11 protein-coding genes are annotated in these 15,201 nt (G+C 69.5%); 7 read left to right on the top strand and 4 right to left on the bottom strand.

Annotated elements, in window-relative coordinates:
- The first annotated feature begins 119 nt into the window (after positions 1-119).
- Positions 120-1,550 (top strand): alpha/beta hydrolase, encoded by a 1,431-nt coding sequence (locus ABD256_RS12015; RefSeq protein ID WP_344416822.1) that lies wholly within the window; start codon positions 120-122, stop codon positions 1,548-1,550.
- Positions 1,551-1,598: 48 nt separating this feature from the next.
- Here ABD256_RS12015 and ABD256_RS12010 read toward each other — a convergent pair whose 3' ends face one another.
- Positions 1,599-2,090, bottom strand: a complete 492-nt coding sequence (locus ABD256_RS12010) for a universal stress protein (protein ID WP_344416820.1) — start codon at positions 2,088-2,090, stop codon at positions 1,599-1,601.
- Between the two features lie 235 nt (positions 2,091-2,325).
- On the opposite strand from ABD256_RS12010, the gene ABD256_RS44380 reads away from it, so the two are divergent.
- A complete protein-coding gene (locus ABD256_RS44380) occupies positions 2,326-4,662 on the top strand; it encodes an ABC transporter permease subunit (protein WP_425546437.1) in 2,337 nt (778 codons plus the stop codon).
- 33 nt (positions 4,663-4,695) lie between these two features.
- The gene (locus tag ABD256_RS11990) at positions 4,696-5,667 is read left to right on the top strand and encodes a glycine betaine ABC transporter substrate-binding protein (RefSeq protein ID WP_344416818.1); all 972 of its coding nucleotides are present in this window, start codon (positions 4,696-4,698) and stop codon (positions 5,665-5,667) included.
- A 151-nt stretch (positions 5,668-5,818) separates the two neighbouring features.
- Here ABD256_RS11990 and metK read toward each other — a convergent pair whose 3' ends face one another.
- Positions 5,819-7,021 carry a methionine adenosyltransferase gene (gene metK / locus ABD256_RS11985; protein ID WP_344416815.1) on the bottom strand — a complete coding sequence of 401 codons (1,203 nt, stop codon included), beginning with the start codon at positions 7,019-7,021 and terminating at the stop codon, positions 5,819-5,821.
- Positions 7,022-7,068: 47 nt separating this feature from the next.
- A complete protein-coding gene (locus ABD256_RS11980; protein ID WP_344416812.1) occupies positions 7,069-8,718 on the bottom strand; it encodes a glycine/sarcosine N-methyltransferase in 1,650 nt (549 codons plus the stop codon).
- A gap of 40 nt (positions 8,719-8,758) precedes the next feature.
- Between ABD256_RS11980 and ABD256_RS11975 the strand changes: the two genes are divergently transcribed.
- The 4 genes from ABD256_RS11975 (at position 8,759) to ABD256_RS11960 (ending at position 14,554) form a co-directional block, all read left to right on the top strand.
- On the top strand, positions 8,759-8,986 hold the full coding sequence (locus tag ABD256_RS11975; RefSeq protein ID WP_344416809.1) for a hypothetical protein: 228 nt from the start codon (positions 8,759-8,761) through the stop codon (positions 8,984-8,986).
- Between the two features lie 707 nt (positions 8,987-9,693).
- A complete protein-coding gene (locus ABD256_RS11970; protein ID WP_344417136.1) occupies positions 9,694-10,560 on the top strand; it encodes a HalD/BesD family halogenase in 867 nt (288 codons plus the stop codon).
- A 52-nt stretch (positions 10,561-10,612) separates the two neighbouring features.
- Complete coding sequence (locus tag ABD256_RS11965) at positions 10,613-12,415, top strand: choline/carnitine O-acyltransferase (RefSeq protein ID WP_344416807.1); 1,803 nt, start codon at positions 10,613-10,615, stop codon at positions 12,413-12,415.
- 864 nt (positions 12,416-13,279) lie between these two features.
- Positions 13,280-14,554: a PucR family transcriptional regulator gene (locus ABD256_RS11960; RefSeq protein ID WP_344416804.1), complete on the top strand. Its 1,275-nt coding sequence runs from the start codon at positions 13,280-13,282 to the stop codon at positions 14,552-14,554.
- A 3-nt stretch (positions 14,555-14,557) separates the two neighbouring features.
- On the opposite strand, the gene ABD256_RS11955 is transcribed toward ABD256_RS11960, so the two are convergent.
- The gene (locus ABD256_RS11955; protein ID WP_344416802.1) at positions 14,558-15,136 is read right to left on the bottom strand and encodes a YbaB/EbfC family nucleoid-associated protein; all 579 of its coding nucleotides are present in this window, start codon (positions 15,134-15,136) and stop codon (positions 14,558-14,560) included.
- Positions 15,137-15,201 lie beyond the last annotated feature (65 nt).

The raw sequence follows: 15,201 nt of genomic DNA, 5'->3' as shown, positions 1-15,201 counted from the left end.
CAGTTACTCGCGACCGGGGATGATCCCGGCCTCGGGGACGAGGTGGTCCGGCCTCGAAGCGGAGGCCGCGGCGTCGAAGTCCCGGCACCCTCGGTGACATCACCGAGGAAGGGATCATCGTGAAGACACGGTTTCGCGCGCTCGCCGTGGCGGGAGCGCTCGCGTCGAGCTGCGCCGTCGTGCCCGCCACTGCCACCACCGCATGGCGTCCGTGCCAGGAGAACCCCAACAGCGAGTGCGCCACGATGCGGGTACCGGTCGACTGGGCGGATCCTGCCGGGCCGTCGATCGGCATCGCGGTGGCGAGGCACCGCGCGACCGATCCCGCGGCACGCGCCGGCTCGCTCGTGTACGCACCGGCCGGGCCCGGCAGTTCCGGTGTCGACGCCATGACGAACGACCAGCTCTTCGGCCTGATGTTCCCGCCGGAGCAGGCCGCGAAATTCGATGTGGTCAGCTTCGATCCGCGCGGTGTGCGGAGAAGCAGCCCGGTCCGGTGCGACGCGAACCTCGCCGGGGCGCTCGGTGACTCCGCCCCGCGCGATCAGGCCGAGTTCACGCGGCTGCTCGACGCACAGGCCGCGCTGGGTTCGAGCTGCCGCGAACGGACCGGACCGGTTGTCGACCACCTCGACAGCCGGACGCAGGCGCGGGATCTCGACGCCCTTCGCGCGTTCCTTGGCGAGGAAAAGCTGAACGTCTACGCGCTGTCGTACGGCACGGTCGTCGGCGAGATGTACGCGGAACTCTTCGGGGACCGCATCCGGGCCATGGTGCTCGACGCCGTGGTCGACCACAGCGCGGACACCGTGCGGACCGAGGTCACCGGCGCCGCCGCGGCCGAGGATTCGTTCTCCTACTTCGTCCGCTGGTGCGACCGGAGCACCGCCTGCCCGCTGCACGGCAAGCCCGTGCGCGCGTTCGTCGCCGCGCTGTATGCCAAGGCGGACCAAGGAAAACTGGCCGATCCCGACGACCAGGGCCACCTGCTCGACCGGGGCGGCCTGGCCCGCCGCATCCTCGAACCGCTCGGGAACGCGGGCGTGGCCGAGACCGCGGACCGGATCGCGCGGCTCGTCACGGTTCCGGCGGCTTCGTCACCGGAACGCGCCGATCCGCCGTCGGCGGACGCGCTGCCGATCTACCTCTACTGCGCCGATCACCGAAGTTCGATCGGCTCGTACGCCGCGCTCCGCGACATCGCCGCGAGGAAGGCGGCCGCCGCACCGGAGGTGAAGACCGGCTGGCACGGTGTCCCCCAGCTCTGCGCCAACCCGCCGTTCGCCACGGCCAACCCGCCGCACCGGCTCGAGGTGACCGGCGCACCGCCGGTACTGGTGACCAACTCCCGCTACGACGACTCGACCCCGCACGACGGAGCCGCGCGCGTCGCGGCCCAGATCACCGGATCCACCCTCGTCACCTACGACGGGATGGGCCACGGTGCCGCCGTGCGCGGGCAGTGCATGCGCGACGTGGTCACGGCCTACTTCACCCGCGGCACCACGCCACCGCCCGGCCTGCACTGCCCCGCCGAACCGCTGCCCTGACCGCAAGCCCAGGGTGTCCGTCCAAGCAGGTCCATCCGATGAGGACGGTCAGGGCACCACGACGACCGGCCAGGTCGCGGCGCGCACCATGCGGCTGGCCACCGAGCCGACGAGCCGGTGGCCGGCCTGCTCGGAAGCGCCGATGACCACCATGTCGGCGTTCGCTTCGGTGGCCGCGTCGCGCAGTTCGGGGAACACCTCGCCGCGCAGCACCATGAAGGTCATGGACACGCCGAGCTCCTCGGCGCGCGGGCGCAGTTCCTCGCGCAACTGCTCGATGATCTCCTCGAAGGTCTGCTGTTCGACGTCGGCACCGCCCGCCGCGGCCAGCCCGGTCCACATCGACGGCGCCGCGACGTACACGACCACCAGCCGGGAGCCCTGGCGCCGCGCCAGCCCCGCCGCGTACGAGCCCGCCCGCAACGCGGTCGGCGACCCGTCCACCCCGACGACGATCACCCTCGGCCCGTCGGTTCCCCGTTCATACGGCCCGGACGACCACGCGGGCCCGTACTCCTCCACCAGCTGCACCCTGCTCACGCCCGTCATTATCACCGGCGTGCGGTTCGCCCGCTGACCTCACCCTTCGACGCGCCAAGGCGGCCGCGCGGTTTCCCTGACGCGGCCGAACCTGGTTAGCTGGTCGCGGCCGGGGCTCGCTGGGGGCGGACCGGCCGGAGGGAGCAGACCGCTGGACCTGTTCGACTACCTCGCGCAGAACTGGGTCGACGTCGTCAACGACGCGATCCTGCACGTCGACCTGACCCTGGCCGCGATGGCCATCGCGGTGCTGGTCGGCGTGACCGTCGGCGTCCTCACCTACCAGCGGCCCGCGCTCGCCTCCCTCGCCACGACCACCACCGCCGCGTTCCTGACCATCCCCTCGATCGCACTGCTCGGCATCCTGATCGGCCCGTTCGGGCTCGGCCTGACCAACGTGCTGATCGCGCTGTCGCTCTACGCGCTGCTGCCGATCACCCGCAACACCATCGTCGGCCTGCGCGGGGTGGACAGGGCGATCATCGAAGCGGGCCGCGGCATGGGACTGGGCAGGGTGCGGCTGCTGTGGCGCGTGCGCATGCCGCTGGCGTGGCCGGTGATCCTGTCCGGGATCCGCGTGTCCACCCAGATCACCATCGGGATCGCGGCGATCGGCGCCTACGTCAAGGGGCCCGGCCTCGGCAACGAGATCTTCGACGGGCTCGGGCGCTTCGGTTCGGTCAACTCGCTGAACCAGGTGCTCACCGGGACGCTCGGCATCGTCGTGCTGGCGCTGCTGTTCGACCTGGCCTACGTGGTGCTCGGCAAGCTGACCACGCTCCGGCGCGCGCCCGCCGTCCTCGCCGGGAAGCCGGGCGAAGCAGCGGGCCGCGGCGGCGAGACGATCGAACTCACCGGCGTCAGCAAGCTCTACCCCGGTTCGGCGAATCCCGCGGTCGACAACGTGACCATGCGGATCCCCGCGGGCGAGATCGTGGTGCTCGTCGGGCCGTCCGGCTGCGGCAAGACCACCACGATGAAGATGATCAACCGGATGATCGAGCCGTCCTCCGGCGGCATCACCGTCGGCGGCACGGACGTGCGGGCGCTCGACGCCGACGAGCACCGCCGCAACACCGGCTACGTCATCCAGCAGACCGGGCTCTTCCCCCATCTCCGCGTGGCCGCGAACATCGGCGTGGTGCCGAAGGTGCTCGGCTGGACGCGCGACCGGATCGCGGCGAGGGTCGGCGAACTGCTCGCGGTGGTGGGACTGTCCACCGAGCACGCCCGCCGCTACCCTGGGCAGCTCTCCGGCGGCCAGCAGCAGCGGGTCGGCGTCGCCAGGGCGATGGCGGCGGACCCGCCGGTCATGCTGATGGACGAGCCGTTCGGGTCGACCGACCCGATCACTCGCGCGCGCCTGCAGGACGAGTTCCTCCGGCTGCAGCGCGAGGTCGGCAAGACGGTCGTGTTCGTCACCCACGACTTCGACGAAGCACTCAAGATGGGCGATCGGATCGCGGTCCTGCGGCCGCGGTCGGTGCTCGCCCAGTACGACACCCCGTCGGCGATCCTCACCGCACCGGCCGACGACTACGTCGCCAGCTTCATCGGGTCCGGGGCCCAGCTCAAACGGCTCGCGCTGATCCAGCTCGACGAGATCGACCTCGGCGCGGACGTCGACGGCGCGCTACCCGAGGTCGCCGCGGGCACGACACTGCACGACACCCTCGACACCATGCTCCGCACCGGCGAAGGCACCGTGCGGGTCACCCGGGACGGCGCCGTCCTCGGCACCTGCGACCTCGACCGGATCGTGTCCGCGCTGCCGCCGAGCCGGCTCGCCGCGGACCGCCCGCCGACGCCCGACCCCGACGACGCCGCGGTGCCCGCCGCCGCGCGGCGACGGCGGAACTGGCGCGGGCTGATCGTGCGGCCGGTGCTCCTCGCCGTCGCGATGCTCGCCCTCTACCTCGTCGTCCACGCGCAGCCGATCGACTCGATCGAAGGCCGCTACCTCAACGGCGGCGAGATCGCCGCCGAACTCGCCGACCACGTCGTGCTGACGCTCATTTCGACGCTGTTCACCGTCGTCATCGCGGTGCCGCTCGGGATACTGCTGACCAGGCCCGGCGCGCGCTGGATCCGGCCGGTCGGGCTCGCGCTCGGCAACCTCGGCCAGGCGATCCCGTCGATCGGGCTCGTCGTGCTGCTCGCGCTGTGGGTCGGCACCGGCACCACCACGGCCGTGATCGCGCTCGTCGTGTACGCGACGCTTCCGGTGCTGCGCAACACGATCGTCGGCCTCGAAGGCGTCGACACCGGCGTGATCGACGCGGCACGCGGGATGGGCCTGTCCCGGCTCGCGGTGCTGCGCCGCATCGAACTGCCGCTCGCGGTCCCGGTGATCCTGGCGGGCATCCGGACCGCGCTCGTGCTGACCGTCGCGAGCGCGACGCTGGCCACGTTCATCGACGGCGGCGGGCTCGGCGGCGGGCTCGTCGCGGGCATCGGGCTCTACCGGCCGATGCTGAGCCTGTCGTTCGGCATCATCGTCGCCGCGCTCGCCTTGTTCGCCGACTGGCTGGGGCTCCTCGCCGAGGAGGTGCTGAAACCCCGCGGCCTGTGACCCCGTCCCTTTCGATCCGAAGGAAGTTCCGCCATGCGCATCCGACGCCCACTGGCAGCCCTGCTCGCCGTCGCCGCGGTCACCGCGCTGGCCGCGGGCTGCACGATCAGCAAGAACGACGACCAGGCGAAGGTCGGCGACGGCTCGATCAAGAAGATCGACGCGCTGAGCGGGGCGAAGATCAGGGTCAGCTCCAAGGAGTTCGACGAACAGCTCCTGCTCGGCCAGATCGCACTGGTCGCGCTGCAGGCGGCGGGCGCCGACCCCGAGGACAAGACGAACATCACCGGCTCCAGCAACGTCCGCCAGGCGCTGACCAGCGGCGCGGTGGACCTGTACTGGGAGTACACCGGCACCGCATGGGTCAGCTTCCTCAAGCAGACCAAGGGAATCCCCGAACCACAGGCCCAGTTCGACGAGGTGAAGAAGGCCGACGCGGCGAACAACATCACCTGGTGGTCGCGCTCACCCGCCAACGACACCTACGCGATCGCGGTCAACAAGGCGGCGCAGCAGCAAACCGGTGTGAAGACGCTGTCGGACTACGCGAACCTGATCAAGACCAACCCCGCCGCGGCCTCGACGTGCATCGGCTCGGAGTTCAAGAGCCGCGACGACGGCTTCCCCGGTTTGGCGAAGGCGTACGGGTTCGCCCTGCCGCCCGGCCAGGAGCACCTGCTCAACGACGCCGTGGTGTACCCGAGCGTCGGCAAGGGCGACACCTGCAAGTTCGGCTCCGTCGCCGCGACCGACGGCCGGGTGGTCGCGCAGCAGCTCGGCCTGCTGGAAGACGACAAGAAGTTCTTCCCGATCTACAACCCCGCGATCAGCGTCGCGACGCCGATCGCGCAGAAGTACCCGCAGCTTCAGCAGGTCTTCGACGGCATCGCGGCCAAGCTCGACACCGGCACGCTCACCGAGCTGAATAAGAAGGTGAGCGTCGACGGCCAGAAGCCCAACGCGGTCGCCCGCGACTGGCTGAAGTCCGCCGGCTTCATCGCCTGACCGACACGCGCCCAGCCGCCCCGAAACTGCTCTCGGGGAGGTCAAGGCGAGGTCCGCCGCGCCTGCCCTGAAGGGGAACCTGACGCCGCGAAGGCGTTCTTCAGGGCCCCGGCGGCTCCACGCTTCCGCCACCCGGCACCGCCCCGCACCACTACGCCTTCGCGGCGTCCTTGAGGTCGGCGGCGCGGTCGGTGCGCTCCCACGGCAGGTCGAGGTCCTCCCTGCCGAAGTGCCCGTAGGCCGCGGTGGGCGCGTAGATGGGGCGCAGCAGGTCGAGGTCGCGGATGATCGCGGCCGGCCGCAGGTCGAACACGGCGGCGATGGCGGCCTGGATCTTCTCCGGCGCCGCCTTCTCGGTGCCGAACGTCTCGACGAAGAGGCCGACCGGGGCCGCCTTGCCGATCGCGTAGGCGACCTGGATCTCCGCCCGCTCGGCCAGCCCGGCCGCGACCACGTTCTTCGCCACCCACCGCATCGCGTACGCGGCCGACCTGTCCACTTTGGACGGGTCCTTGCCGGAGAACGCGCCACCGCCGTGGCGCGCCATCCCGCCGTAGGTGTCCACGATGATCTTGCGCCCGGTCAGCCCCGCGTCGCCCATCGGGCCGCCGACCACGAACCGCCCGGTCGGGTTCACCAGCACGACCGGCTCGCCGGGGTCGAGCCCGAGCGACTCGATCTCCGGCGCGATCACCTGCTCGCCCACGTCCACCGCGAGCATGCGGTCCAGGTCGATGCCCTCGGCGTGCTGGCTGGAAATCACCACGGTGTCGAGGCGCACCGGGCGATCACCCGCGTATTCGATGGTCACCTGCGTCTTGCCGTCGGGCCGCAGGTACGGGATCGCCCCGCTCCGGCGCGTTTCGGTCAGCCGCCGGGAAAGCCGGTGCGCGAGCGCGATCGGCAGCGGCATCAGCTCCGGGGTGTCCGAGCACGCGTAGCCGAACATCAGGCCCTGGTCGCCCGCGCCCTGGCGGTCGATCTCGTCCAGCGCGCTTTCCAGCCGCGATTCGTACGCCGTGTCGACGCCCTGCGCGATGTCCGGCGACTGCGACCCGATCGCGACGTTCACCCCGCACGAGGCTCCGTCGAAACCCTTGGCGGAACTGTCGTATCCGATGTCCAGGATCTTCTCGCGCACCAGAGAAGGCACGTCGACGTACGCCTCGGTGGTCACCTCCCCCGCGACGTGCACCTGCCCGGTCGTGATCATCGACTCCACCGCGACCCTGCTGCGCGGATCGAGCGCGAGCATCGCGTCGAGCACGCTGTCGCTGATCGCGTCGCACATCTTGTCCGGGTGCCCCTCGGTCACCGACTCACTGGTGAACAGCCTCTTGCCCGCATTCCGCACGCTTCGATCCTTCGCTCTCGGTTGTCCTCGAATGTCGTGGCGCCCGCTCAGAACGTGGCGTGGAAGATTCCCCACGCGAGGTTCCCCGCGTGCCCGCCCTCGACCCAGTGCCGCAGCCCGATCTTCATCCTGGTCAGGTATTCGTCGCTGACGCTGCCCGCGAGCTGGGGCTCGGCTCGCTCGGTCTCTTCGAGCACGCGGGCGTAGTGCGTCGGAACCTGGGCGGTGTGGTCCTCGAACTCCAGGCTGCTGACACCGAGCCGGTTGAGTTCGCGGCGGTAGAACCCCGGTGATCCCATGGACTCCAGGTGCAGGCGGTCCAGTATCGGGCGAAGTGCGCCGCGCCCGGCGGAGTCCGAGGCCATCGGGTCGGTGAACACCAGGTCGCCACGCGGTTTGAGCACGCGGGACACCTCCTGCAGCACCCGCACGCGGTCACCGCTGTGCAGCATCGCGTCCTGCGACCACACCGCGTCGAAGTGGTTGTCCTCGAACGGCAGGTCCTCGAACGAGCCGTCGACCACCTCGATCAGGCCGGTCAGTCCCTGCTCGGCGTTCAGGGCGCGGTTGCGGGCGTTCTCCACCTCGCTGAGGTTCAGGCACCACACCCGGCAGCCGTACGTACTGGCCAGGTACCTCGCCGCGCCGCCGTACCCGGAGCCGATGTCCAGTACCGCGCTCGCCTCGGTGAGCGGCAGGGTGCCCGCCATCCGTTCCACCGTCCGGCGGCTCGCCGTCGCGATCTCCTCGCCGGGGCGGTCGTAGAGTCCGATGTGGATGTCTTCGCCGCCCCAGATGGTGAAGTAGAAGTTGTCCGCGTCCTCGGAGTTGTAGTAGTCACGGGCGACGGTGACCGCTGCCGAATAGGTGCTGCCGTCCTCTGCGCTCTTCACGTAACTCTTCTCCGCGACGTGGATGAGGAAATCGGGTTCGTCCTCGGCGAAGGTGTCCTGGAAGTCGCCGTAGGTTTCGAGGCGCTGGAATCCCACCTCGCGGAGCAGGCGCCGGACGTAGTCCTTGCGCAGCGGGTACATGTTCAGGTGGAACTGGGAGTGGTCGGGGAAGCTGTACCGGAACCTGGCCAGCCCCTCGTCGATGTACTCCGGTTCCGCGGTCACCGCGTCCCCGCAGTAGTAGTACGTGTGCTTGCTGGAAAACCCGTTGTCGAGGATCGCGTCGTAGTTGCGCTGATCGAGGATCAGGATCCCGTCGTGCTTGAGCACGGCGTAGAACTCGGCGAGCGCCTTGCGCCGGTCGCGCTCGGAGAACAGGTGCGTGAAGGAGTTCCCGAGGCAGATCACCGCGTCGAACTCGCCGTGCACGTCCCGGTTGAGCCACCGCCAGTCCGCGTGCACCACCTGCAGGATGTGGCCGCCGTAGTTCTTCCCGTTTTCGAACGCCTTGACGAGCATTTCCGGGCTGCCGTCGACGCTCACCGTCTCGAACCCCTCTTCGAGGAGCCGCACCGAATGGAACCCTGTCCCGGTCGCCACGTCGAGCACCGATTTCACCCGCCGTGACTTGAGCAGGTCGACGAAGAAGCTTCCTTCGCTCTCGTACCGTTTCTTCCAGTCGATGAGCTCGTCCCACTTCTCCACGAAGCCGGTCACGTACTCGTCGGTGTAGTGGTCGGTGTCCCGCACCTGCAAGGGATCCGCACCGAAAGCCTGCGCGGGATGCGAGGTCAGATCCGTCATTCCGTATCACTCCAGGGTTCGGCCGTACACGAAGATCACGGTGGTCGAAAAGCGCGTGCGCACGCTTCCGCGTGGCGCACCCCGGGAGCCGGTGAAATCGGTGGAACGGCCGCACGCAGCGCGGTACCGGCCACCGAACCGTCGTATCTCGATCGTTTGCCCCGACTCGGACGGTGTTCGCGAAAAATCGACGTTGATCGTCCGCGAAACCGCCTGGCGATCAATCTATGGCAGCACAGTGGCAACAATCAATGCGGCGATGGCATGACGTGCGGTTTCACCCGTTGTATAGCAGGGGCGGACCCTCGAACGAGGCGCGTACGAGCCCGTGAACGCGGCATACCGCGTGGTAGGTCGGTCGCGGCGGCCGTCGCCGGCGTCCGGGAACGACTGAAGGACACGCGTTCGTCATCTCCGGCCAGTTCACACTTTCGGCGCAACCGGCAGCGCATTCATTCACCCTCGGTAGAGATATCGGCATTTACGTGACCCGCACGTCCGATCACATCCTCCCTTGAGGCAATCCGTTCCTGACTGAGTGTGGCAGCACCCTGCGCACCACGATGCGAAGGGCGCAACAATTTCGCCGTCACGACCCCGGCACGCGGTGACGACGGGCGGCGGAATCACCAGTGCCCACTCGGCGGATATTTCCGGTTTCCCGGACATGGCAAACTGTCCGCGTTCTGGTTGATACCGAAGATACAATTCCAGATTCGCGAACGGGCATTCGGACCCCTGTACTGGACCATCCGGCCACCAGGAACGACCTCTATCGGTACTCGGCGATCTTGACAACCGCCATTACGGCGACAGTTCGGCGAGTCGTCCGCGTGGCAGGTGTCACAAACGCGTTCACGACCGGGAAACGGGTCCTTTCCCTGTGCTAAACCCGGATGGCGAAACGCGGCTCACCCAGCGGAGGTAGGGACCTTGGCAGCGCACCAGTCACGACGCAGTGGCGGCTCGGCGATCCTGGAGACGACCGATCCGGCAGGCATCGCGGAAGTCGTCGACACCACGAGGTACCCGCTGATCGAGTCCGGCGGCGCCTTGGCCGAGACGGTGTCGGCGGTACGCGACGACCTCCGTCGCGACGGCTGCAGCGTGCTGCGGGACTTCGTCCGGCCCGCACTGCTCGACGTGCTGCGCGCCGAATGCGCGGAGCTCGCGCCGTCGGCGCACTTCGACAGCGAGATCGTCAACGCGTACAACATCGCGACGGACACGCCGCTGCCGGAGGGCCACCCCGGCCGGATGACGATGGAACGCGGCAACGCCTTCGTCGCGCGTGACCGCATCCCGGCGGGCGCGATCGTCCAGCGGCTCTACACCAGCGCCGTGTTCCGGCGCTTCGTCGCGGACTGCTTCGAACTGCCCCTCGTGCACGAACTCGCCGACCCGCTGTCCGGGCTGGTGCTCAACGTGGTGGAACCGGGCATGTCGCACCCGTGGCACTTCGACGTCAACGAGTTCACCGTCAGCATGCTGACCCAGGACTCCGAAACCGGCGGCGCGTTCGAGTACTGCCCGAACATCCGCTCCGCCGAGGCCGAGAACTTCGACGACGTCCGGTCCGTGCTGGACGGCGACGGCGGGCGGCTGGTTCGCGAGCTGACGCTGCGGCCGGGTGACCTTCAGCTGTTCAAGGGCCGCTACTCGCTGCACCGCGTCACGGCCGTGCACGGCACGACGGCACGGCACTCCGCGATCTTCGCCTACAGCGAGCGGCAGGGCGTGATCGGCAGCGTCGAGCGCACGAGGCAGCTCTTCGGCAGGGTGCTGCCCGCCCATCTCGCCGCCGCGCGACGGTCTGTGCGCGGCGACACGCTGCTCGACTAGGGTTTCCGCCGAGCGGACCGGAACCAGCCGAAGACATCGAGTGACACCGAGGATGACAGTGACAAGCAGCCAGGAATGGTCGACCCGCACGTTCGGCAACGAGAGCCGGTTGCCGAGGGTGCCGCTGCCCACGCTGGAGGACAGCTGCGAGAAGTTCCTCGCGTGGTGCGGACCGCTGCTGACGCCGGACGAGCTGGCCGTCACCGAGAACGCGGTCGCCGCGTTCCTGCACGAAGGCGGACTCGCGCGCAAGCTGCAGGCTGAGCTCGAACGCTACAACTCCAGCGACGGCGTGGAGAGCTGGCTCGACACGTTCTGGCCGTACCGCTACCTCGGCCGCCGTGACCGGATCGCGCTCAACGCGAACTTCTTCTTCCTCTTCGCCGCGTCCGGCCAGTCCCAGATCGAGCGCGCGGCGGGGCTGATCGCGGGCGCGGTGGGGTACAAGCGCAAGCTCGACGACGAGCTGATCCCGCCGATCATCCAGCGCGGTCAGGCGTTGTCCATGGCGCAGAACAAGTTCCTGTTCTCCGCCACCCGCATTCCCGGCGAGGTGCTGGACACCGTCCGGGCGCCCTACAGCGACGCCGAGCCCGGCCCGTCGACGGCACGGCACATCGTGGTGTTCTGCCGCGGCAACATGATCCGCATGGACGTGCTGGGACCCGACGGTGTCCCGTACGACCTCGACGACCTCTCCGCCGGGCTGGAAGCCGTCAAGAAGGCCGCCGCGAACGAGAACCCGGTCGGCGACGCCGTCGGGCACCTGACCACGAAGGCGCGGGCGGAGTGGGCGGCCTCCCGCCAGTCGCTGATCGCGCTCGACCCGGCCAACGCCGAGGCGCTGGACACGATCGAGACGGCGTTGTTCTGCGTGTGCCTCGAGGACTTCGCACCGCGGGACACCCAGCAGGCCTGCGACGAACTCCTGTACGGCGACCGCGGCAACCGGTGGTTCGACAAGGCCGTGTCGTTCGTGGTGTTCGAAGACGGCAACGCCGGGATCAACGTCGAGCACTGCGGCCTCGACGGCACGACGATCCTGAGCTTCGTCGACACCTTGCTGAACGGGGCTCCCGAGGAGCACTCGGCCGCGTCCGGCGCGACCTCGCAGGGCTTGCCCGCGATCGAACCGGTCGACTTCGTCCTCGACGAGGCCCTGCGCGCCGACGTGACGGCCGCCGCCGAGGCGTTCGCCGCCTACGGTGCCGCCACCGCCACCACTACGGTGTCGTTCGAGGACTTCGGCACCAACCAGGCGAAGGCGCTCGGCTCGTCACCGGATGCCTTCGCCCAGCTCGCCTACCAGCTCGCGCACAAGCGCAGCAAGGGTTTCACCGGTGCGACCTACGAGTCGATCGCGACGAGGCAGTACCAGAACGGCCGCACCGAAGCGATGCGCGTGGTCACCCCGGAGGTGCTGGCGTTCGTTTCCACAATGGACGATCCGGGCGCGGACCGGGAGGCCAAGAAGGCGGCGTTCCACGAGGCCGCACGCCGGCACGTCGCACGGGCGAAGGAGTGCCAGGCCGGCCAGGTCCCCGAGCAGCACCTGTGGGAGCTACAGCTCATCCACCGGCGGCAGGGCGGCGAGGAACCGCTCGCCCTGTACGAAACGCCCGGCTGGCTGAAGATGCGGGACGACTACCTCAGCACCAGCTCGGCGCCGTCGGAGCACATCCAGTACTTCGGCTTCGGCTCCACCAGCACCCAGTGCATCGGCGTCGCCTACGTGCTGCTCCCCGACCGGTGGAACATCTACCTGAGCACGCCGTTGCCGGTGGCCGACGAAATGCACCAGTTCGCGGCCAAGCTCACCGAGGCGGTACTCGAACTGCAGGCGCTGCTGTCGTAGCGAGGTCGCCGGCCCGGTAGCGGCCGGGGATGGCGCCGGTGAAAGCCGCGCCATCCCCGGGTTCCCCACGCGAACGGAGCACGTTCCCGCCTTACCCTGCCGAAAGCCACCAGTCGACTTCGGCCGCGGATGATCACTGTGCCACCTCTCGAAGGCCGCCGCATTGCCCGTTGAGCCAGGAGGGCTTGTCCTTCCGCGCAAACGACCACGGGGGCCACGGCCGTCCGCACTAGCCCGGCTCCCGGCACCTCATCGACCGGCGAGGGCACGACGAGCACGGCTGGTCGCCGACGTCGCGGTATTCGACGGGTAGCCACCGGGGACCGGGATACCGCCGTTGGCGCCGCCGCCCGGCGACCAGGGTCTTCCGCATTTCGTCCGTCGCATGCCTTGAAAACCCTTCGGGTGAGACGACCTGAATTCGGGCAGCCATGGTCACCGTTCCCGCGAATAGTGCGAGAGAATGAGGGAGCAAGGGGCTTTCCGGCCCGTTGTTTACTGGCGAGTAACACGGTAGCAGCGCGCCGCGCCGCCCACCAACGAACAACTGCACCCTTGTCACCCGGGAACGAGATTTCCGGTCCTGCCGCACTAACCAGGGCACAGTGCCCGGTCGCCCGCACGCGCGGCCGCCGTCGATGAGATTCGGCGTCGCCCGTTCCTCGCGCGTCCCGGAAAATTGTCATCATCCATCGAACAGCGGCACCGCGAATGCGCACTCTGACACGATTGTGGACCGTGAACGACTTCCGGCTGTTGCCAAACGGAACCGGCCGTGAGTGCATGGCAACGGTGCCCGGCGTCCGCCGCGAGGCCGGGCACGGGGACCGAACGCCGCTTCGACGTGGAAGTGGGGAACGCAGCATGAACCATCCCGCCAGCAGCCGGATCCGCCGCCCGGAGGCGGCCCCCGAGCGGGGAACCGCCTCCGCGAGTCCCGCGCTCACCTTGTGGTTCTCCCTCCCGGCGGACGTCGCCAAGCGGTTCCGCCCGCATATGGGCACCGTCGCCGGGAAGATCCTGACCGAGATCCAGGGTTCGGTCCCCGAGTACGCGCAGCCCCTGGAAGGCCAGTTCGGCGCGGTCATCACGAGAGCGATCGAAAAAGCGGTGGTGAGCTGCATCGACAGCATCGAGGACCTCCGCGCGGCCGAGGACGACTGGGTCGAACTGTTCCGGGAGGTCGGCAGGCGGGTCTTCCTCGACGGGCGGAGCCTCAACTCGCTGCAGGCCGCGTACCGGGTCGGCGGCAGGGCCGCCTGGCGGTACATCTCGGCCTTCGGCCAGGCGCTGCGCCTCCCGGCGCCGATGCTGTGCGTCACCGCCGAAGCGATCTTCGCCTACGTCGACGAGATCTCGTCCTGTTCCGTCGAGGGCTACACGATGGCGCAGGCCCGCGCGGCGGGCACGCTCGAACGCAGGCGGCACCGGCTGCTCGAACTGATCCTCGCCACTCCCCCGTCCTCACCCCAGACGATCGCGTCGATGGCGGCCGCGGCGAACTGGCCGCTGCCGGACCGGGTCACCGTCGTCGCGCTGGAACCGCGCGACGGCCACGACCTCGAACACCCGGCGCCGTCAGTGCCCGACGACGTGCTGCTCGACCTCGAAGGCGCCAGGCCGTGCCTGGTGACCGCCGACCCGGCGCGCGATCTGCGCACGCTGCGCACCGAGATGACCGGCTGGCGAGCCGCCGTCGGCCCCAGCGTGCGGCTCGCCGACGCGGCCACCTCCCTGCACTGGGCGTACCGGACCATGGACCTCGTCCGCCGCGGGATCGTCGAGGACGCCCCGATCACCCGTGCCGGCGAGCACCTGTCCAAGCTGTGGCTGCTGCTCGACGAGTTCCTGCTCGACGAGCTGACCCGGCAGGCGCTGGAGCCGCTCGACGGCCTCACGCCGAAACAGCAGGTGCGGCTCGGCGAGACGCTGCTGGCGTGGCTCGACTGCGACGGCAGCACTCCGGAGATCGCGGGCAGGCTGAAGATCCACCCGCAGACCGTCCGCTACCGGCTGAGCCAGCTCGTCGACCTGTTCGGGAACAAGCTCTCCAGCTCCTCGGCCAAGTTCGACATGCAGGTCGCGCTGCGGGCGCACCGGCTGCTCGGGACCCGGCCGCCCGGTGAGGACGCGAGCTGAGGCTCAGTCCCGCCGGAGGAACGTCTGGTCCTCGCCGAAGTCCCCGTCGTCCCCGTCGTCGCCATCGTCACCACCGCCACGCCGGCGGCGGCCGTGCTCACCGGCGCCGCCGGGCTCCGGTCGTCGCGGCGGTTTCGGCGCGGGCGGCTCGTCCTCGGCCTCGGTTTCGATCCTCAGCTGACGACCGGGCGCTTCCGCTGCCGGTTCCTCGTCCTCCTCCGGCGCGGGCGGGAAGTTCTCCTCCGCGGTGGCCACGATGTGCCGGGAGGCGTCGTCGTCGCCGACCGTGCCCGCGACGATCTCCCGCATCCGGTCGGGGTACTGCGACTGCGCCTTCCGCATGGCGCGCAGCACGTTCGCGGCGATCTCGTCCGGCCGCATGCGCAGCACGGCGTCGGTCATCCCGACGTCGGTCGGCAACCCGTTCGGCCCGACCGTCACGCTCACCGCGCCGCCGGCCACCGAGCCGGTGATCGAGATCTGCTCGACCCGCTCCTGCATCTCGGCGTAGCGCTGGGACTTCGCCACCGCGTCGCGTTCCCAGTCGTCCACCATGCGCTCCACATCGGACAGGTCGGCCACCACTCGCACCCCTCGTCGCACTTACCCGGCAGTGCTCAAGGATGCCCGGTCGCCGCCGCGCGCGC

This window comes from Amycolatopsis minnesotensis (assembly GCF_039529815.1).
Taxonomy (GTDB): domain Bacteria; phylum Actinomycetota; class Actinomycetes; order Mycobacteriales; family Pseudonocardiaceae; genus Amycolatopsis; species Amycolatopsis minnesotensis.
Note: the sequence above shows the minus strand (reverse complement) of the source record. Positions and strands in the feature narration are given on the sequence as shown.